The sequence below is a fragment of the Rhodovulum sp. P5 genome, assembly GCF_002079305.1.
Classification (GTDB): domain Bacteria; phylum Pseudomonadota; class Alphaproteobacteria; order Rhodobacterales; family Rhodobacteraceae; genus Rhodovulum.
Map to the genome: position 1 here is coordinate 2,149,608 of NZ_CP015039.1, position 18,855 is coordinate 2,168,462.

Annotated in this window: 16 protein-coding genes; 5 read left to right on the forward strand and 11 right to left on the reverse strand. The window is 64.7% G+C overall.

All coding sequences use genetic code 11. The features are described from left to right. Positions 1 to 146: 146 nt before the first annotated feature. The 5 genes from RGUI_RS10510 to fliL all read right to left on the reverse strand — a co-directional run bounded on the left by RGUI_RS10510 (position 147) and on the right by fliL (position 5,176). The gene (locus tag RGUI_RS10510; protein WP_081533018.1) at positions 147 to 2,534 is read right to left on the reverse strand and encodes a hypothetical protein; all 2,388 of its coding nucleotides are present in this window, start codon (positions 2,532 to 2,534) and stop codon (positions 147 to 149) included. Next, positions 2,531 to 3,400, reverse strand: coding sequence for a flagellar motor stator protein MotA (motA, locus tag RGUI_RS10515; RefSeq protein WP_081533019.1), 870 nt, complete (start codon positions 3,398 to 3,400; stop codon positions 2,531 to 2,533). The genes RGUI_RS10510 and motA overlap by 4 nt, the downstream gene beginning before the upstream one ends. Positions 3,401 to 3,466: 66 nt before the next feature. Continuing rightward, positions 3,467 to 4,093 (reverse strand): MotE family protein, encoded by a 627-nt coding sequence (locus RGUI_RS10520; RefSeq protein WP_081533020.1) that lies wholly within the window; start codon positions 4,091 to 4,093, stop codon positions 3,467 to 3,469. After that, complete coding sequence (locus RGUI_RS22520) at positions 4,090 to 4,635, reverse strand: hypothetical protein (protein ID WP_081533021.1); 546 nt, start codon at positions 4,633 to 4,635, stop codon at positions 4,090 to 4,092. Before RGUI_RS22520 ends, RGUI_RS10520 begins: the two co-directional genes overlap by 4 nt. 10 nt (positions 4,636 to 4,645) lie before the next feature. After that, positions 4,646 to 5,176, reverse strand: a complete 531-nt coding sequence (fliL, locus tag RGUI_RS10530) for a flagellar basal body-associated protein FliL (protein WP_081533022.1) — start codon at positions 5,174 to 5,176, stop codon at positions 4,646 to 4,648. 134 nt (positions 5,177 to 5,310) lie between these two features. Between fliL and fliF the strand changes: the two genes are divergently transcribed. The 4 genes from fliF to fliP are packed head-to-tail and all read left to right on the forward strand — an operon-like array spanning position 5,311 to position 8,568. Beyond that, positions 5,311 to 6,945 carry a flagellar basal-body MS-ring/collar protein FliF gene (gene fliF / locus RGUI_RS10535; protein ID WP_253798238.1) on the forward strand — a complete coding sequence of 545 codons (1,635 nt, stop codon included), beginning with the start codon at positions 5,311 to 5,313 and terminating at the stop codon, positions 6,943 to 6,945. Next, positions 6,945 to 7,541: a hypothetical protein gene (locus RGUI_RS10540; protein WP_081533024.1), complete on the forward strand. Its 597-nt coding sequence runs from the start codon at positions 6,945 to 6,947 to the stop codon at positions 7,539 to 7,541. The genes fliF and RGUI_RS10540 overlap by 1 nt, the downstream gene beginning before the upstream one ends. Continuing rightward, entirely contained in the window at positions 7,534 to 7,827 is a 294-nt protein-coding gene (locus RGUI_RS10545) for a FliM/FliN family flagellar motor C-terminal domain-containing protein (RefSeq protein WP_081533025.1), read from the forward strand. Before RGUI_RS10540 ends, RGUI_RS10545 begins: the two co-directional genes overlap by 8 nt. Positions 7,828 to 7,830: 3 nt before the next feature. Next, on the forward strand, positions 7,831 to 8,568 hold the full coding sequence (fliP, locus tag RGUI_RS10550) for a flagellar type III secretion system pore protein FliP (RefSeq protein ID WP_081533026.1): 738 nt from the start codon (positions 7,831 to 7,833) through the stop codon (positions 8,566 to 8,568). 9 nt (positions 8,569 to 8,577) lie between these two features. On the opposite strand, the gene RGUI_RS10555 is transcribed toward fliP, so the two are convergent. The 6 genes from RGUI_RS10555 to RGUI_RS10585 form a co-directional block, all read right to left on the reverse strand. Then, a complete protein-coding gene (locus RGUI_RS10555; protein WP_172841125.1) occupies positions 8,578 to 9,195 on the reverse strand; it encodes a sugar transferase in 618 nt (205 codons plus the stop codon). 186 nt (positions 9,196 to 9,381) lie between these two features. Next, positions 9,382 to 10,506, reverse strand: coding sequence for a flagellar basal body P-ring protein FlgI (locus RGUI_RS10560; protein ID WP_081536053.1), 1,125 nt, complete (start codon positions 10,504 to 10,506; stop codon positions 9,382 to 9,384). Then, positions 10,506 to 11,837, reverse strand: coding sequence for a flagellin (locus RGUI_RS10565; protein ID WP_081533028.1), 1,332 nt, complete (start codon positions 11,835 to 11,837; stop codon positions 10,506 to 10,508). Before RGUI_RS10565 ends, RGUI_RS10560 begins: the two co-directional genes overlap by 1 nt. 3 nt (positions 11,838 to 11,840) lie before the next feature. Continuing rightward, positions 11,841 to 13,280 carry a flagellar hook-associated protein FlgK gene (gene flgK / locus RGUI_RS10570; protein WP_081533029.1) on the reverse strand — a complete coding sequence of 480 codons (1,440 nt, stop codon included), beginning with the start codon at positions 13,278 to 13,280 and terminating at the stop codon, positions 11,841 to 11,843. A 40-nt stretch (positions 13,281 to 13,320) separates the two neighbouring features. Then, the gene (locus RGUI_RS21210) at positions 13,321 to 15,048 is read right to left on the reverse strand and encodes a flagellar hook protein FlgE (protein WP_156882937.1); all 1,728 of its coding nucleotides are present in this window, start codon (positions 15,046 to 15,048) and stop codon (positions 13,321 to 13,323) included. Positions 15,049 to 15,133: 85 nt separating this feature from the next. Continuing rightward, positions 15,134 to 16,006: a flagellar motor protein MotB gene (locus tag RGUI_RS10585; protein ID WP_081533030.1), complete on the reverse strand. Its 873-nt coding sequence runs from the start codon at positions 16,004 to 16,006 to the stop codon at positions 15,134 to 15,136. Positions 16,007 to 16,317: 311 nt separating this feature from the next. Here RGUI_RS10585 and RGUI_RS10590 point away from each other — a divergent pair, with 311 nt between their 5' ends. Next, complete coding sequence (locus RGUI_RS10590; RefSeq protein ID WP_081533031.1) at positions 16,318 to 18,762, forward strand: FAD-dependent oxidoreductase; 2,445 nt, start codon at positions 16,318 to 16,320, stop codon at positions 18,760 to 18,762. Positions 18,763 to 18,855: the final 93 nt, after the last annotated feature.

Sequence of the window (18,855 nt, forward strand, 5' to 3'; positions counted from 1 at the left end):
TGAAGATGACGGGCGCAAGCGCCCGGCAGCGGAAATCAGGGTGGGAATCGGTTCGGGATACGCCATTCTGGCCAGTCCGGTTTTGGTAAACGTCCCGTAGACCTTAAGGCCGCAGCCATTGATAAAGGCTGAACGGCGGCGGGGCGTCAGTCGGTCGCCCGCGCCCCTTCAAGCAGGGTATCAAGCTGAGCCCGGATCGTCGTGCTGCCGTTCAGGATCGCCCGGGCCTCCGCAAGGCTCGGCTCGGCATCGGCGGTGGGGCGGGGCACGTCGCGCCGAAGGGTTGCGAAACTGCGCTGGCTTTCGCCACCGGCCGTTTCAACCGTGTCCCAGTCGCGCGCGCGCCATGCCAGATCGGCCTGCTTTCCGGTGTCGCCAAGGGCGCCGTAGTATTGCGCCGCGGTCTGCAGGTCGTCCTGCAACTGCGCCGCCTTTGCCCGCAGGCGGTCAGCCTCTTCCCCCGTCATCCCGCCAAGGAACTGCACGGCCTGGCCGGGCTGGTCCATAGCAATGGCAAGACGGGCGCGGACCATGCGCTCTTCGGGCGTGCCGCGCGGCGGCGCCCGGTTCATCAGCTCTGCGGCACGGTCGGCAAATCCAAGATCCGCCAGACGGCTGGCAACCGCGAACCGCGCTTCATCCGAGATCGGAAGATCCTCTCGGGTCAGGATGCCGTCGAAGGATGCCTTCAGGAACTGCGTGTCCGATCCATCCGCGGTCAAACCGGTGACAAGTTCGGTCGCCAGCGCCGGGTCGTTCGCCAGGTCGTTCTCGACCATCAGGTCGAAGGCACGTTCGAAATCCACATGCTTGCCGGTCCCGCGAATGGCAAGGGCCATCAGGTGCGCGCCAGACTCCGTCCCGCGACGTTCGAAGGCAAACGCCTCGGCCAGGGCGATGTCGTCCATCGTCGGGATCTCGCCCTTGTCCAGTTGTGTCTCAAGCTGAAGGGCAAGGGCATCGGCCGCGGCCAGCCCACCGTCCGACAGAACCTCTTCGATGCGGGCGTCGGCTTCCTCGTCAAGGCCCTGCACCTGCTCCAGCTTCGCCTCGACAAGGGTCAGCTCATGGGTCTCCGCCTCGGGGCCAAGGCGAATGATGGCATTGCGCAGGTTCAGCGCGGTCTGTTCGTCCCCCGCCTCCAGGAACCGATCAGAGATGATCGGGCCCAGATACCGCCGCAAGTTCAGCGGCAGTTCGGAAAACGCCATCAGGATCGCCGAGGTATCGATATACTCGTCCGGCGGCAGTTCCGGCATGGCCAGCGCCGCCCAAAGCGCTACGCGCGAGGGGCATCCAAGCTGCGTTTCGAACAAGTCGGGCTTGCGGGCCTGCCCCTCGTCCATTATCGCGGCCAGTTCGTCCCAGACCGGCGTGGCAGGGTGTTCAAGACCGATCTCTCTGAGAACGGCGCGGGCTTCGGCCCCCATCGTCTGGGACAGATAGGCCTGAACCAGACGCCGCACGGCGTCGGGCGAGTTCTGGTCGCGAATATCGGTGAGGTCTGCCCGCCGCTCTGCAATCAGTTCCGCGGCCGGACGCTCTGCCCCCCATCCGACCAGGTCGAAATAGCGGTCGGGAAAGCAGCTGTGCCCCGAGGCGGAGGAGGTCACGGGGTCGCCCTCCTTGCCCATCGACAGGCCCTGATCGATGCTGGTCTCGATCCGGACATTCGGCCGGTCTGCAAGACCGCCGCCGCCATGGGTTGGTTCTTCATGGCCGACCTGCGCGGCATGCCCGCCATGGGCGGGTTCATGGGCCGCAGGCTCTTCCGCATGGGCAGGTTCCGGGCCGTGGCCGGCTGCACCGCCATGCTGCGGTTCTGTTTCAGGCGGGTCGACCGCGTCGACCGCAGGTTCCAAAAGACCCTGTGCGGCCGCGCGGCTGATATCCTTCAGAAGGGCGGCTTTCAGGCCAGCCAACCGGGGGTCGGATACGGTGGCCTTGGCCTCGGGCGTCAGGAATTCCCCGACAACAGCAGGCGGCGGCGACCGGTGGCCGGTCACGATCGGCAGGGAGAACCGGCCATCGGCCTGCACGCGCTCCACCGGGGGGTCGGGCGGCTCGGGCACGACCGGCTGGGTTTCGGGTTCGGCCGCTGCAACGGGCGGATTGGACGGCTCTTCGGGGGCCATGTCAGACGACAGGGGCGCCTCGAACGGCGATCCGGCCGGCGCCGGTCCGGTCCGCACGTCTAGAACCAGAAGTCCGGGGCGCAGAACGAAGGCATCGCCATGGACGCGATCCGCCACCTCGACGGCGACAAGACCCGGTTCGATCTCCCGGATGTCGGCGATGCGGTCGCGGGGGATCTTTTCGAACACACCGGCGAAATCGAAATCGAGACCGCGGTTTTCGAACCGCAAGAGGTATCCGTCGGGTCCGCGCCCCATCGACCAGGCCTCGGCCGAGGGGGTTTCGAACACGATGCGGGAAAACTCGGGATGCTCCCCCGAGCGAATCCGCACCTCCTGCGCATGACCCGACAGCGCCGGGAGGAGGGAAAGAACCGCAAGAGTTGCGATCCGTCTCATGCGGCCTCCCGTTTCGAGGCCTTGAGCGCCTCTTCAAGGTCGGAGAAGCTCGGGCGGCGGCTGCCGGGCGTGTTCTGCCGGCCGACCTCGATACAAATGGTGGGCGGATGGTTGTGCAGGTTGGCGACCAGAACCTCGCGGATGAGGTTGTAGAAATGCGCGTCTTCCTCCACCGCGGCCTTCAGCTTGACCGCGAAGGGGCCGACCAGACCATAGGCGAGGAACACCCCAAGGAACGTGCCGACAAGCGCCCCGCCGATCATCTTGCCCAGAACCTCGGGCGGCTGATCGATGGACCCCATGGTCTTGATAACGCCAAGCACGGCGGCCACGATCCCAAGGGCGGGAAGGCCATCGGCCACGGTCTGCAGCGCGTGGGAGGAGTGCATCGAATGATGCATATGCGCCTCTAGCCGCTTTTCCAGAACCTCCTCGACCTGGTGCGGGTCGTCATAGTTCATGCCCGCGGCGCGCAACGTGTCGCAAATAAGGTCAACGGCTTCGTGATCGGCGGCAATCTTTGGATACCGGCCGAAGACCGGGGAATCGCCCGGCGCCTCGATATGCGTTTCAAGGTCCAGCGGGTTCTGGCGCGCGATCCGGATCAGTTCGAACATCAGGCACAGAAGATCGCGATAGTCCTCGGGCTTCCATGTCGGGCCCTTGAACACCTTCCCGATGTCCTTCAGCGTATGCTTGATCGCCGGCACGTCGTTACTGATCACGAAGGCGCCGACGGCCGCGCCGCCGATCATCATCATTTCATAGGGCAACGACTTGATGATGATCGCCAGCTTGCCCCCGGCGAGGAGGTAGCCGCCGAATACCATCGCGAAGATGATGACGATCCCGACTATCCCGATCATTGTCCGACGCTCCGATAGGTTTCTTCTGGACCCGACATTGTCAGGCCCGCCTTAAGAAAAGACTGATCATTCCGTGGGGGCGAGTGCATTGCGCCCCGCAAGGATCACGCTGATCGAATAGGCAAGGTTGGGGTCCAGCCCGGCAAGGATCGCCGCGGCGGAATCCGACCGCATCCGGCCCAGAAAACCGGCCGCAAACCCCGGTTCCATCTGGGCAAAGACCGCCGCAGCCTGTTCGGGCTTCATGTTCTCGTAGACCGATGTCAGCTGGGCGACGTCGGATTCGGCGGCGCCATCCGCCAGGGCCAGCGTGGCCTTCAGCGAATCCTCGGCAGCTTGCAGGGCGGCCATCTGCCGCTCGATCTCCTCGCCGGAGATTTCCAGCGTGGCGGCGCGGTTGGCAAGGAAGGCCTCACGCCGGTCAAGCTCGGCTTCGCGCTTTTGCAGGGCCTCAAGCACCGAGGCGATCTCGGGCGGCGGTGGACAGGGGGCTTCCCCCGCACCATGCGTTGCGTCCGCATGGGATTGCGCCCCCTTGTCGAGATGGCGCAACTCCTCCGTCAGGGCCTGCGCCGTCCCTCCGCCAAGGCGCACGACGCCCGAGGCAAGGAACAGACCTGCGATGACGGGCAGAACGGCCCGGCTGGCGGTTTTCGGCTTCGACTTGGGCTTCGATTTCGTCGGGCGGCTCATCGGGCGGCCTCCCTGACATTACGGCGGAAGAGCAGCATGCCCTCCTGCGCGGGTGCGTCCGCTTCGGCCGTTTGGGCCGGTTCAGCAGCCGATTCGGCGGGGGCGGCCTCGGCCGTGGGGATCGGCACGACGGTTTCATCTGCCGGGGACGCGGCGACCGGCGCGGGTTGCGCCGCCGGGGCAGGCGCCGCCGCCGGTGCCGGGGCGGCTGCGGGCCGCGGCGGGGCCTGCATCGCCTTGGTCAGGGCGTCGTCGGCATCGGGCATGTCATGCATCGCCGCCAGCATGATTTCCAGTCGCCGGGACACCTCCTCGGCGCGGTCGGTCAGGGTTGCCAGGCTGTCTGTTGAATGCACGGCAGAGCTTTGCGCGCCTTTCAACACCTTGGTCATGTCGTCAACCTGGGCCGACAGGACGGCAATCGCGCCGCCCATGCCCTTTTCAAGATCGGTGAACCGGCGAAGGCGACGGGCCAGAACGAAACAGTAGAGCGTCGCACCAAGGGCTCCGGCGATCAAAAGCATGTCTGCGATCAGTGCCATGAAACTTTCCTCAGTTCAGAACGAATTCGGTGACCAGCAGATCGCGCACGCGCTCCGGCCCGGTCACAAGTTGAACCCGGCGCAACATCTGGCCGCGCAGGGTGATCAAGGCCGTGGGCCTTTCCAGTTCGGCCACATCGACCGCCCGGAGATAGCTGTTGAGGACATCAAGGATGCGCGGGGTCACGCGTTCGACATCCCCCCGGTACTCCGGCGGGACTTCAAGCTGCGCGCGGAACTGCAGGTGCTTGCTGTGCGCGTTCGGCCCGAGCGATATGATCAGCTTTTCAAGTTCGACGAACTCGACATCGAGCAGCTTCGATTCCCCATGACCATCGCCATGGCCGCCGGCATTTCCGTGTCCATCGTCATGCGCCATTTCTTCGCCGGTCTCTTCATGACCGCCGCCGAGAATCATCCCGGAATAGATTGCGAAAAACGCCCCGCCCCCCAGAACGAGGGCCAGCACAACGCCTATAATCAAAGGCATTTTCGACTTTTTGGCGGGTTCTTCCGCCTCTTCCATTTCGGTCGCGGCCATCCTTGGCCTCCTTCTTTGCCGCCTCCTCTATAGCCGCAGGAGGGCTAACCGATTGTTAAGTCGGGCCTGCGAAGGATGTGAGGCAGAAACGAGGCAGAAGCCCCAACATCGGGAGACCGAAATTGTCCCAGCTTATGGCCGTATGGACCGGGCTGAACCCGCGCCGCAGGATGATCGTGATTCTGGCAACCGTTGCCATGTTCGCAGCCGTTCTGGCACTGTCGCGGGCAGCAACCAGCCCCAGAATGTCCTTGCTATATTCCGGTCTCGACGCAGCCGCCGCCGGCGACGTGATCGAGGCCATCGACCAGTCCGGTGTAGACTACGAGGTCCGCGGCTCGGCGATCTATGTCGATTCGCGCCACCGTGACAGCCTGCGGATGACGCTTGCCGGCGAAGGCCTGCCCGCCAATGGCGCCGCGGGCTACGAACTTCTCGACAGTCTTTCCGGCTTCGGCACTACATCGCAGATGTTCGATGCCGCCTACTGGCGCGCGAAAGAGGGCGAGCTGGCCCGGACGATTCTTTCCAATCCCCAGTTCCGCAGCGCCCGGGTTCATATCGCGGCGCCGTCCTCGCGCCCCTTCGCCCGCAGCGTGAAACCCTCGGCCGCCGTGACGGTGTCGGTTGGCGGTGGCGCGGTCGCTCCGGCCCAGGCACAGGCGCTGCGCCATCTGGTCGCGGCAAGCGTGGCCGGACTGCTGGCAGAGGATGTGTCGGTGATCGACGCCACCACGGGCATGGTCGTGGCCGACGAGATGGGCGCAGGCTACGGACGTTCTGCCGATGAGCGGTCAGAGGCTCTCAAGGCCCGGCTGGAGCGCATCCTGGCGGCACGCGTCGGCCCCGGCCGGTCCGTGGTCGAGGTCAGCGTGGAGACGGAAACGCAGACCGAATCGATCCGCGAACGCCGGTTCGACCCCGAAACCCGCGTCGCGATCAGTTCCGAACAGCAGGAAAAGTCGGTCAGTTCTAAGGAGACCGGTTCCAACGGCGTGACCGTTGCCAGCAACCTGCCCGAGGGGGATGCCGGCAACGAACGGTCGGCGGAACGCAAGGAAACCGAAAGCCGCAACCGGGTGAACTATGAGGTGTCCGAGACGGAACGCGAAATCCTGCGTTCTCCCGGCGCCATCAAGCGGTTGAGCGTCGCTGTCCTTGTGGACGGAACCATGGCCACCGATGCCAACGGCACGGAAACCTGGCAGCCCCTGCCCGACGAAGAACTGGAATCGCTTCGGGAACTCGTCGCATCGGCCGCCGGCTATGACGAGGCGCGCGGCGACGTCATCACGATCAAGTCCATGCAGTTCGAACCGGTCGATCTTCCGGGCACCGGGCCGCAGGGTGGCCTGTTCAAGGACGTGACGCTTGACCCGCTGACGCTGATCCAGCTGGGCGTGCTGGGCACCGTCGCGCTGATCCTGGGCCTGTTCGTGGTCCGCCCGATTCTCGCCGGACCGCCGGGCGCGGTGACCGCAAGCCTTCCCGCCCCCGATGGCGGGAGCGGCGACACGGCCCTTCTGAGCGGCGAGGTCGACCCCGACGACGGCATGGCCGGCGGATTCCCGATGGGACAGATGGGCATGGCAGAGATCGACCCCGCCGATTTCGGGGGCGGCATGGGCATCGGCGCGATGGGCGAGGGCTCCTTCGGCGGCGGCGATGACAGCGCCGTGGACAGGCTGAAGGACCTGATCGAAAGCCGTCGTGAGGAATCCGTGGCGATCCTGCGCGGCTGGATGGAAGAACCGCAGGAGAACGCCTGATGTCTCGCCTGAAGTTCGAGGATTTTTCGGTCCCCGCCCCGCAAAAGGCCGCCGCGGTTGCGGCCCCCGCACCCGACCCGCAGGAAGAGCGCTTGAATGCCTATGAAGAAGGCTACAAGGCCGGCTGGGACGACGCCATCGCGGCCGAAGCCGCGGCCCAGACCCGGATCAGCGCGGATTTCGGCAAGACGCTGCAAGAGATGACGTTCAGCTATAACGAGGCGCGGGCCCATGTGATGGGCGCCCTCGGCCCGCTGCTGACGGCAATGGTCGAACGGGTCATGCCGCAGATCGCCGCGGACGGCTTCGCCCGAACGGTTGTGAAAACGGCGATGCAGATGGCCGAAAGCGAGGCCGACCATCCGCTGTCCCTTCGGGTTTGCCCTGAAAACCGGATGCCGCTGGAAGACCTGGTCGGCAAGGACCCGGGCCTTCCCCTGAAGATCGTCGAGGACGACACGCTGGGCCCCGGACAGGCCCTGATTTCCAGCACGACCCGCGAAAGCGAGGTCGACATTGACGGAATGCTGCTCGCGCTCCGCACGGGGCTTGAGGAATTCCTGACAGCCGAAGAGGAGGCGCGACGCCATGGATGACACCGCTATTGACGGGGCGACGGAAGGTCTGGGCGCCAAGATACTGGACAAGGTCCCGATCGAGATCACCGTTTCGGTCGGCAAGGCCCGCCCGCTGCTTCGCGACCTGCTTCAGATCGAGCAGGGCGGCATCCTGCCGCTTGACCGGCGAATCGACGACCCGGTGGAACTTTACATCGGCGACCGGCTGATCGCCCGCGGCGAGTTGCAGGAAACCGAAGGTCCCGACGGTGGCGAGATCGCCGTGCGGCTGACCGAGATCATCGACACGATGCCGGGTACCTGATCCATGCGCAATCTTTGCCTGTTTGCCGCGCTTGCGCTGGTCGCCCTTGCGGTGCCGGCGGCGGCGCAGGACATCTCGATTTCCCTCGGCGACGGCGACTCTCTGACCGGCCGGGGGATTCAGCTGATCCTTCTGATCACGGTGCTGAGCCTTGCCCCCGGGCTTGCGATCATGCTGACCTGTTTTCCGTTCATCGTGACGGTTCTGGCGATCCTGCGGCAGGCCATCGGCCTGCAGCAGTCCCCGCCCAACATGCTGATCGTCAGCCTGGCGCTGTTTCTGACCTATTTCGTGATGGAGCCGACCTTCACGCAGGCCTGGCAGAACGGGGTGATCCCTCTGGCCGACGAAGTGATCAGTATCGAGGATGCGATCCCCCGTATCCTCGATCCGTTCCGCGATTTCATGGCCGCACGCGCCAAGCCCGACACGTTCGATGCGCTGACCTCGCTGCGTCCACAGGCCGACGCGGCCATTCCCATGGCCGACGCGTCGCTGTCGATCCTGGTTCCGTCCTTCATGCTGAGCGAGATCGAGCGCGCCTTCGAGATCGGCTTCCTGATCTTCCTGCCGTTCCTGATCATCGACTTGGTCGTGGCAGCCGTGCTGATGTCCATGGGTATGATGATGGTGCCGCCAGCCGTGGTCTCGATGCCGTTCAAGCTGGCCTTCTTCGTGGTCGCCGACGGCTGGAGCCTTGTGTCAGAGGCGTTGGTGCGCGGCTACTTCCCGCAGGGCTGACCCGACGGGTCAGCCCACCCTCGCCTGCCGCCCCAGCGCGTGCGCCAGCAGGATCAAGTCCCCCCAAAGACTGGCGCCGCAACTGTATCGCAGATCGAAATCGATCCGCTCGCCGAACGCGTCCCGGTCATGTCCGAAGATCTGCCAGGGCCCCGTCAGGCCGGGGCGCTGGCCGAGATAGGCTCCGCGTGCAAGGCCATAGCGCGCAAGCTCGGCCCGGGTCACAGGCTGCGGGCCGACGAGGCTCATCTCTCCACGCAGGACGTTGAGCAGCAACGGAAGGGCGGAGAGCCCCGTGGGGGACCGGAACCGGGCCGCGACGCGCGCGCCCTCCGTCCACCGACGCGCCGGGTGGCTGACAGGCGTGCATCCCGCGCTGGCCGCAATCTCCAGGCCTGAAAACTCACGGCCACCCTGCCCGACATAGCGAACGGCGACAAAGCCCGGTCCGCTGCGCAACCGGGCATGGGCCCAGAGGGTGGCGACGATCGGAAGGGCCAGGGGCAAAAGGACCAGCGCCAGAACGCAATCGAGGCTGCGCTTGCCGCGATAGAGCGGGGGCGCCTCGGCCGCAGGCCCGACATGATGCGGCTGGATCGTCGGTCGAGGAAGGGGACAGGCTGTCACGATGCCCTCCGATAGCGATGGATGCAGACTACCGGCACCATCCTGCACCGAACGTTGTAAAAGCATCCTTGCGGCACCCACCGGGAACGCCGCAAGTTTTTCTATATTTTACAGAGGATTGGCGGGGTTTCGCACCTGCGCTGGCCGCGGGCTGGCCGCCGACATGGGCGGCCAGAAAAGTCAGCATCAGCGGACGATGAACTCCGCATGCAGGGCACCGGCGGCCTTGATGCTTTTCAGGATGTCGATCATGTCGGTCGGGGCAACACCCAGCGCATTCAGACCGGCCACCACTTCGGACAGTGTGGTCCCTTCGCGGATCTCGGCCATGCCCTTGCCCGGGTCCTTCTCGATCGCGGCGTTCGTGCGGGGGACGACGACGGTCTGCCCCCGGGCAAACGGATTGGGCTGCACGACCACCGGCTCTTCCTCGATCCGCAGGGTCAGGTTGCCCTGCGCCACCGCCACGCGCGAAATCCGCACATCTTCGCCCATCACGATCGTGCCGGAGCGCTGGTCGACCACCACGCGCGCCCGGCGTTCGGGTTCGACCGTGATCCGCTCGATCCGCTGAAGCGCGTGGGCCGGGGACGGCGCCCCGGTCGCATCGATGTCCAGCACCACGGTGCCGGCATCGATCATCCGGGCCACACCGCGGCCAAAGCGGCCATTTACGGCGGCCTCGATCCGGGCGGCCGTCGTGAAATCAGGGGTCCGCAGGGCAAGGCGCAGGCGCTTCAGCGACGAGAAATCGAACTCGATCTCACGCTCTACCCGTGCCCCCGACGGGATGACGCCCGCCGTTGGCACACCCTGAACCACCTTCGCGGCCGCGCCTTCCGCAGCCACGCCCCCGGCGATCACCGTGCCCTGGGCCACGGCGTATATCTGCCCGTCCGCCGCGTTCAGCGGCGTCATGACCAGCGTCCCGCCCAGAAGGCTCTTGGCATCGCCGATGGCCGATACCGTCACGTCGATCTGGGATCCGGTGCGCGAGAACGGCGGCAATTCCGCCGTCACGAACACCGCTGCCACGTTCTTGGGGCGAAATTGCTCTCCGGTAACGTTAACGCCCAGCCTTTCAAGAACATTGGACATGATTTCTTCGGTGAAGGGCGCGTTGCGGATACCGTCGCCGGTGCCGTTCAAGCCCACGACCAAACCGTATCCGACAAGATCGTTGCCGCGGACCCCGTCGAATTCGACGAGGTCCTTGATCCGGATTCCGTCGCCATAGTCCGTCTCGTCCACGCCGGCAAATGCCGCCGGGACCCAGAGCAGGGCGAGGATGATCAGCGCGAAGCGGCCCATCATGAGATGTAGTTCGCAAGACTGAGCTGCGAAAGCCGTGCGGTCAGCATGTAGAGCATCTCCAGTTGTCCTTCGACGGCCTGCAACTCGGTCGCCGTGTCGTATTGATCGACTTCAAGAAGTTGCGTCATGGCCAGTTCAAGCGTGTTCCGGCTGGCGGCATTGGCCGCCTTCGCCGTCTCGATCTGGTTTTGTTTCACACCGACCTCGGATCCGAGTTCGACAAGCTGGTATTGCGAGTCAAACAGCCGTTCCGACACCTCGGTCGCAACCTGCGTTCGCGACACCACGTCCCCCGTCAGGATCGTGTCGTCGGCAAGCAGGGCGCCGATCGTCAAGGACGACAGCAGGGACCGGATATCATGGTCCGCCGCGGTCAGTTCCAGAGACGTCGTTTCATGCTCGCTAACGCGCACCTCTCCGGTTGCCGTGAACGACCCGACATAGCCGGGTTGGCCGGGCACCGACGGATCAGCCGTCAGAAACCCGTCGAGGTTGGTTTCATCCGTGAACCAGGTGTCGAGTGCATCGGCCGCGGTTGCCGGCGGCGTATAATCCGCATCGGATACGACTTCGGTCATGGCAAGAAGGATCGCCTCGGCGTTGGACTGGGGCGTATCTTCCAGAACCCCGCCGGAGGCCCGGGCGGTCGCGTACCAGCTGTTGACCTCGTCAACGGCATCGGCCGCGTTGTTTGCGGTGATCGCGGCGATTGCGCTGGTGTGGATGTCGGTCGCATCCGCTGACGGGATGGAGGACAGGTAGCCGTCGACCTTGGATTCAAGGTTGAACCAGCTTTCCACCACCGTGATGATGTCATGCGGGGTGTTTGCGCCAGCCGCGGACACGGCGGCCTTGACCGCGTAAAGGATGGCACTGGCGTCGTCCACGGGCACCGTGTCGGTCTTTTGACCCGCGAACAGCGAGCGGCCGCCATAGGTCGTGTTCAAGTGCCCGATGCAGGCATCCAGCATCGTCTCGGCCTCTTGCCCGACAACGGCCAGGCTCATGGTGTTTTGCCCGGCACTGGTTGTCAGCGAAAAGTCCGCTGCGAGTTGCTCTGCCACCGACGTGAGCTGACCCAGGACTTCCTGCGTCACGTCGGCCGCGGTTCCGACTTCGGCAACGGCGGAATCGTAGCTGTCCATCAGGGTCAGGCTACGCTCGATCCCGCCGATCGTGCGGAAATCGCCCCGCAGATGCGCGGACCGGTCTGCGACCTGACCGGTCGACAGTTCCTCGGACAGCGTCGAAAGCCGGGCCTTCAAACCGCTATTCTGTGAGCGCAGGAGCATGGTCTGCGCAAGGTCACCCATGGTCGAAAGATACATCGCTCACAACTCCAGCAAGGCGTTCATCATCGTTTCCAGCGTCTGAATGACCCTGGCATTCGCGATATAGGCCTCCTCATAGCGCAGGAGGTCCTGAAGTTCGGCATCGGTATCGACGCCATTGGCGGCCTCGGTTTCCATGAGGGCCGTTGTCCGCGCAGAAGACAGGCTTGCCTCCTGCTCGACCTGCAGCGCTTTCACCGAAACCGCGTTGACCGTCTCGGTGGCCAGTTCCGCCGCCGAGTAAGAGCGGATCGTGAAGTCGCCCGACGCGGGCACCCCGCTGCTGGACAGGGCATCCGCATACGCATTCAGCAGCGTTGCGTCCCCGACCTCGCCCGGCGTGGCAGCGCCAAGCCCGCTGCGCAGGCGCCAAAGGGTGTCGCCGTTGCTGTTGATCTCGATCCGGTCCGAAAGGCCGACCTCATCTTCGGGCAGGACGATGTTGAGCGCAGACCCGCTATCGGTGAACAGACCCGCGCCGGTTCCGTCCACATCGACGCCCTCGAACCGCTCGATCAGGTTGCGCGCGAGCGCGTCGAGATTGGTCTGGGCCTCGGTCGTGATGGTGTCCCGCTGGTCGAAGAGCCCCTCCAGGCGGCCGCCGCCCATCAGCGCGCGCGAGCCAGCGACCGAGATCGGGTTGCCGTTCAGCGTCAGGCCGTTGAGTTGGCCATCCTCCACGGACATGGAGGCATCGATGTAGGATGTTGACTCGAAGCCGATTTCAGCGGCCCGCCCATCAAGCAGGATGGCACCGTTTTCGGTGTAGAGAGCGACCTCTTCATTGGGCCGTGCGATCTGGCGCACCGGCACGATTTCAGAGATCTGGTCGATCAGAACCTGCCGCTGGTCCAGCAGACCGTTATAGTCATAGCCGGAATTCACGTAGCGCTTGATCTGGTTGTTCAGGTCGACCACGCGTTCAAGGGTGTTGTTCAGCGTGTCGACATCCTGTGCGATGGCTTTCTCCGCCTCGGTGCGGAGTTCCTGAATCGTGTCCGTTGCATCGTTGATGCTGTCGGTGACCGCGTAGGCGGCGTTCAGCACATCGGCCAGCCGTGTTTCGCTGTCGGGCCGGCTTGCCGCGTTGACAAGGGCGGATTCCAGCGCCGCGATACGACCGGCGATGGAATACTCCTCGTCCGGCGTTCCCATCGCGGCCTCGATGCTTGAAAGGGCATCGGCCCGGGTTTGCAACTGGCTGGTTTCGGCCTCTGCCATTCGGCGATCCGTCAGCAGTTGCACATCGGACTGGCGTTGAACGCCCTCGATCCGGACCCCGCTTCCCGACCCATGCGTGCCGGCGCTGGAGGTCTCCAGCACGCGACGCCCATACCCATCGGTCTGGGCGTTCGCAATGTTCGACGAGACGACCTGGGTCCCGCGCGAGGCGACGTTGAGCCCGGACAGGGCATTGCCGAAGGCTGTAGACAGGCTCATTGTTCACCTCCTGTAAAGTGTTGCGGGACCCTGGATTGGCCTAGCGTTTGATGTTCGTGGTTTCCTGAAGCATTTCGTCGACGGTCTGGATGACCTTCGCGTTGGAGGAATAGGCACGCTGGGTCTGGATCAGCGCGGTCAGTTCCGCGGCAACGTCGGTGGCCGATTCCTCAAGCGCAAAGCTGACCACGTCGCCCGTGGGCCCGTCGCCGGCATCCCACAGGAAGAACGAACCGCTCTGGTCCGAGGTCGTGTACATCTGGTTGTCGAGCGAGGTCAGACCGTTGGGGTTCGACACGTCGACGATCGGGATCTGGTACAGCGTCCGGGTGATGCCTGTGTCGAAGTTCGCACTGACGAACCCGTTGCCGTCGACCTCGATCGAGGTCATGTTGCCCACCGGGAAACCGTCCTTGTTGATCGTGGTGGGGGCGAAGCTGTCGGACAGCTGCGTCATGACGCTGCCGCTGTGCTGCGCACCGATATCGATGGTGATACTGTCGTCGAGGGGACCGACCTGGATGGTCAGAAGGCCCGTGGCCGGATCGTAGACCGAGCCGACAACATCGCTATCGCTGGCGGACCCGTACGCCGCATAGGTCGCGTCGGTATCCCATTGTTCGCCGTAGGGAATTTCGTTCGTCGTCGTGTTGCCGTATGCGGCCGCCTGGGCCGGGTCAGCGGTCGTCGGGCGGTTGCCGGTCGTCAGGTAGTAGGTCGGATCGCCATTGTCATCGACGATGGGGTTACCGGTGGAGTCATAGGCCGGCGCGTAATGCGTGCTGTCCCACAGGTGATCGGCGTCGGAATAAGTGAAGCCGGTGTAGAGAAACACCTCGTTGTCGCCGGCGGCCTCAACCATCGTCCAGGTGGGCGTTGCCGCGTTCGGTGTGGAGTCGTAATAGGCGACATCCGACAAATGGTTGCCGGAACTGTCCACAGCCGGCACCGCGACCTTGCCTTCGGGGTCCATCGCGACCTGGGTCACATTCTCGATCGTGCCGCCATTGGTCTGGCTGGCATTGAATTCGATCACGTATGAGCCAACGACCTCGCCATCCTTGCCCGAGTCCCGCAGGACCACAGTCCAGAGGTTGGAGCCGGGCGAGCCTTCGGGCGGAATGACCGGCGAATAGGAGATGTCGAGGTTCTGCGACGTGCCGAGGTTGTCGAAATACTCAACCGACAGGGACAGGAAATCGCCGTCTGCGTCAGCGCTTGTCTCGACCGCGGGCAGGTTGACGCCGATGGTCATCTCGGTCGTCGGTTCGGCGGCGAACTGGTTGTTGGCGATCTGCACGGGCACAAGGCCCTCGATGGTGTCGCGCGGATAGTTCGGGATCGTGCCGTCGGCGGTTGCGGGCCACCCCAGAAGCACCTGACCGGAGGTCGTACGCAGATAGCCGTCTTCGTCCGTACGGAAGGACCCCGTGGTCGTCATGTACATCGGCCAGTCATCGGTGGCCGAGATCAGGTCGGTCTGTTTCATCACCGGGATGAAGCCACGACCACGCACGGCCAAGTCGGTCGCGTTGTTGGTGGTGGCCAGAGCCCCGGATTCGTCGATCATGCGGGTTGTCGTCGTCCTGACCCCACCCGCGGAATACGTCCCAGCCGTGCTGCCAATCACCATGGCATGGAAATCCGCCTCGGCGCACTTGTATCCGTGCGTGCCGGAGTTGGCGATGTTATCCGAAATGGTTGATAGCCGGGTCGCGTTCGCGTTCAACCCGGCCACACTGGCATTCATAGACGAAGACATGGACATGCGCGCACCTTTCTGTTGCTGTGCTATCGGCTGCCCAAGGGGTATCGTCTGCGCTTTAACGGCTGCCTAACAGATAAAATCGGTCTCATTTCGAGATGTCCGACCGCAGCAGCACCAGTTCGATCCGGTTGTTGCGCGGCGCCATCGGCTGTTTCACCGCGGGCTTGTGGTCGGCATAGCCCGTGACACGCGCCACACGCTTGGTGACGATGCCGCGTTTCTCAAGCATCTGGCGGGTCACCTGTGCGCGTTCGGTCGACAGATCCCAGACCGGGTTTTCCGCAAGAACCAGCGGACGCGAACTGACATGCCCGGAAATCGCGACTTCGTTGCGGACCAGGGCAAAGGCCTCCGCGATAAGCGAGATCAGCTCTCTCATGACCGGTTCGGGGTCGACCCCGTCCTTCGAGAAGAGCGGCGCCTCATCGAGGTCGAAGAGTTCGATGATCAGGCCCTCGTCCGTCAGCCGGGTCACGATGTGGCGCAAAAGCTGCTCGCTCTGCACCGTTTCGCCGTTCTTGCCGTTCAGAAGATCCTCGATCTCCTTCAGCGCCTCCATCTCGGCCTGCGCCGTCTCCGACATCTCGGATTCTTCGGGCTTCATGATATTGCCATAGCCCAGCGATCCGCGTGCCTGCCTGTCCGGTGACGGCGTCGCCTGGGACGCCCCCGTGCCGTTCTGGGAAAGCGTCTGCTCCGACATGACGCTGTCGCCTGCAAAGGCACCGTCGCCACCGCCGGACGTTCTGTTCACCGGGATCGTGGGATTGAAGTAATCCGCAAGCCCCTTGCGCTGTTTTTCCGTCGTCGCGTTCAGCAGCCACATCAGCAGGAAGAAGGCCATCATCGCGGTCACGAAGTCGGCATAGGCAACTTTCCAAGCGCCACCGTGATGCCCGTCTCCGCCGACAACCTTCTTTCGCTTGATGATGACTGGCGCATTGGTTCCAACCGCCATCACACCACCTCGTTTTGCACCCCGTTTCATTTATGGGGAACAGGTCTGAACACAGGTTTAACGGCAAACCTTGGCCAATCCGGGGCAAGAACCCGGCGATCCGGCCACTTTCACCGGGACCGGCCCCAGAATGCAGGCATGATCGGGGCGGCGATGCGCAAGGAAGGTGTTGGCCCTGTCACCCGGCACCAGACGGCGCGACCGGCAGGCGAATCTCCCCAGCCGCGCGCGCCTTCGCAATTGACGCCCAGCGGCGCGCGGACGACAGTTCCAGTCGCCGCCCTGCCGCCGCAGACCTGCGAGAGGACATCATGCCCGCCATTCCCGACCATGCCCGTGCCGTCATCATCGGCGGCGGTGTTTCCGGCTGCTCGGTCGCCTATCATCTGGCCCAGCGCGGCTGGAGCGATATCGTTCTGCTGGAACGCAAGCGGCTGACCTGCGGCACCACATGGCATGCCGCGGGGCTGATCGGGCAGTTGCGCGGCACCCAGAACATGACCCGGCTGGCCAAGTATTCCTGCGATCTCTACACACGGTTGGAGGCTGAGACCGGGATTGCAACCGGCATGCGGCAGGTCGGTTCGATCAGCGTGGCACTGACCGCCCACCGACATGAGGAACTCTTGCGGCAGGCGACGCTGGCCCGCGCCTTCGACGTGGAGGTGCACGAGATATCCGTGCCAGAGGCCAAGGCGATGTACCCGCATCTGAACACCGACGGCGTGGTGGGCGCCGTGTATCTGCCGGGCGACGGACAATGCGATCCGGCCAATATCGCGATGGCACTGGCCAAGGGCGCCCGGATGGCCGGGGCGCGGATCGTCGAAGGGGCGAAGGTCACCGCCGTTACCGACAACGGCCGCCGCGTCACGGGTGTGGATTGGGCGACAGACGACCATACCGGCCACATCGCCGCCGACGTCGTGATCAATTGCGGCGGTATGTGGGGGCGCGATCTGGCGGCGCGGTCTGGGGTGACCCTGCCGCTTCATGCCTGCGAACATTTCTACCTTGTCACCGAACCCGTCGACGGGCTCGGCCATCTGCCGGTGCTGCGGGTGCCCGACGAATGCGCCTATTACAAGTCCGACGCGGGCAAGATGATGCTGGGCGCATTCGAACCGCGGGCCAAGCCCTGGGGCATGAACGGCATTCCCGAAAGCTTCGAATTCGACACGCTGCCCGAGGATTTCGACCATTTCGAACCGATCCTGGACATGGCCACCCGCCGGATGCCGCTGTTCCAGACGGCCGGCGTGCACACCTTTTTCAACGGCCCCGAAAGCTTCACCCCCGATGACCGCTATTACCTCGGCGAAGCGCCGGACCTGACGGGGTACTGGGTGGCGGCGGGCTATAACTCAGTCGGCATCGTGTCCTCCGGGGGGGCAGGCATGGCGCTGGCCGCGTGGATCGACGAAGGGGCACCGCCCTTCGATTTGTGGGAGGCCGACATTCGCCGCGCCCAGCCCTTTCAACGCAACCGCCGTTATCTGCGGGAACGCGTGACGGAAACGCTGGGGCTGCTTTACGCCGATCACTACCCCTACCGTCAGATGGAAACCGCGCGCGGGGTCCGCCGCAGCCCGGTCCATGACGCGCTGGCCGCCCGCGGCGCCGTGTTCGGGGAACTGGCGGGATGGGAGCGTGCCAACTGGTTCGCCCGACCGGACCAGAAGCGCCGCTACGAATACGACTGGCACCGGCAGAACTGGTTCGACAACCAGCGGGCAGAGCATATGGCCGTGCGGACCGGTGTGGGTCTGTTCGACATGACGTCCTTCGGCAAGATCCGGGTAGAGGGGCGGGATGCCTGCGCCTTCCTTCAGCGCCTGTGTGCCAACGAGATCGACACCGCGCCGGGGCGGATCGTCTACACCCAGATGCTGAACACCCGCGGCGGGATCGAGGCCGACCTGACCGTCACGCGCCTGTCGGACACCGCCTTTCTGCTGGTGGTGCCGGCCGCCACGTTACAGCGCGATCTGGCATGGCTGCGTCGCCATCTGGGCGACGACTTCGCCGTCATTACCGATGTCACTGCGGCCGAGGCCGTGTTCTGCATCATGGGGCCGAACGCGCGCACCCTGCTGGGCGCGGTCAGCCCGGACGATCTGTCCAACGCCGGTTTCCCGTTCGGCACCGCGTGCGAGATCGAAATCGGGCTGGGCCTCGCCCGCGCGCACCGGGTGTCTTATGTCGGCGAACTTGGATGGGAACTCTACGTCTCCACCGATCAGGCGGCGCATGTGTTCGAGACACTGGTCGAGGCCGGGCAAGACCACGGTCTGACCCTGTGCGGCCTGCACGCGCTCGACTCCTGCCGGATCGAGAAGGCCTTTCGCCATTTCGGCCATGACATCACCGATGAGGATCACGTGCTGGAGGCCGGCCTTGGCTTTGCCGTGAAACCGGACAAGGGCGATTTCATCGGGCGGGACGCCGTCCTGCGCAAGCGAGACGCCGGGCTCAACCGCCGGCTGGTGCAGTTCTGCCTGACCGACCCCGAACCGATGCTGTTCCACAACGAGGCGGTCATCCGCGACGGCCGGATCGTATCGATCCTGACCTCGGGCAATTACGGCCATGCGCTGGGCGGAGCCGTCGGGCTGGGTTATGTGCCCTGCCCCGGCGAAACAGCGGCAGAGGTGCTTGCCTCCACCTTCGAGATCGAAGTCGCCGGAAGGCGCCATGCCGCGCGGGCCAGCCTTGCGCCGATGTATGACCCGCGCGCAGAACGGATGCGGTCGTGAACCAAGCGGTGAAGATCGGGGCAACAGTGCTGCATTTTTGGGCGTGAAGACAGGTTGCCCGCGGGCAACGGCCCCGGCACGGCCGCGGCCTTG

Bases quoted from the DNA above. Each gene is read 5' to 3' on its own strand.
- RGUI_RS10510 (WP_081533018.1), bottom strand. From the start codon at position 2,534: ATGAGACGGATCGCAACTCTTGCGGTTCTTTCCCTCCTCCCGGCGCTG.
- RGUI_RS10590 (WP_081533031.1), top strand. From the start codon at position 16,318: ATGCCCGCCATTCCCGACCATGCCCGTGCCGTCATCATCGGCGGCGGT.
- flgK (WP_081533029.1), bottom strand. From the start codon at position 13,280: ATGAGCCTGTCTACAGCCTTCGGCAATGCCCTGTCCGGGCTCAACGTC.
- RGUI_RS22520 (WP_081533021.1), bottom strand. From the start codon at position 4,635: ATGGCACTGATCGCAGACATGCTTTTGATCGCCGGAGCCCTTGGTGCG.
- fliL (WP_081533022.1), bottom strand. From the start codon at position 5,176: ATGGCCGCGACCGAAATGGAAGAGGCGGAAGAACCCGCCAAAAAGTCG.
- RGUI_RS10565 (WP_081533028.1), bottom strand. From the start codon at position 11,837: ATGTATCTTTCGACCATGGGTGACCTTGCGCAGACCATGCTCCTGCGC.
- RGUI_RS10540 (WP_081533024.1), top strand. From the start codon at position 6,945: ATGTCTCGCCTGAAGTTCGAGGATTTTTCGGTCCCCGCCCCGCAAAAG.
- RGUI_RS10585 (WP_081533030.1), bottom strand. From the start codon at position 16,006: ATGGCGGTTGGAACCAATGCGCCAGTCATCATCAAGCGAAAGAAGGTT.
- fliP (WP_081533026.1), top strand. From the start codon at position 7,831: ATGCGCAATCTTTGCCTGTTTGCCGCGCTTGCGCTGGTCGCCCTTGCG.
- RGUI_RS21210 (WP_156882937.1), bottom strand. From the start codon at position 15,048: ATGTCCATGTCTTCGTCTATGAATGCCAGTGTGGCCGGGTTGAACGCG.
- motA (WP_081533019.1), bottom strand. From the start codon at position 3,400: ATGATCGGGATAGTCGGGATCGTCATCATCTTCGCGATGGTATTCGGC.
- RGUI_RS10560 (WP_081536053.1), bottom strand. From the start codon at position 10,506: ATGGGCCGCTTCGCGCTGATCATCCTCGCCCTGCTCTGGGTCCCGGCG.
- RGUI_RS10545 (WP_081533025.1), top strand. From the start codon at position 7,534: ATGGATGACACCGCTATTGACGGGGCGACGGAAGGTCTGGGCGCCAAG.
- fliF (WP_253798238.1), top strand. From the start codon at position 5,311: ATGGCCGTATGGACCGGGCTGAACCCGCGCCGCAGGATGATCGTGATT.
- RGUI_RS10520 (WP_081533020.1), bottom strand. From the start codon at position 4,093: ATGAGCCGCCCGACGAAATCGAAGCCCAAGTCGAAGCCGAAAACCGCC.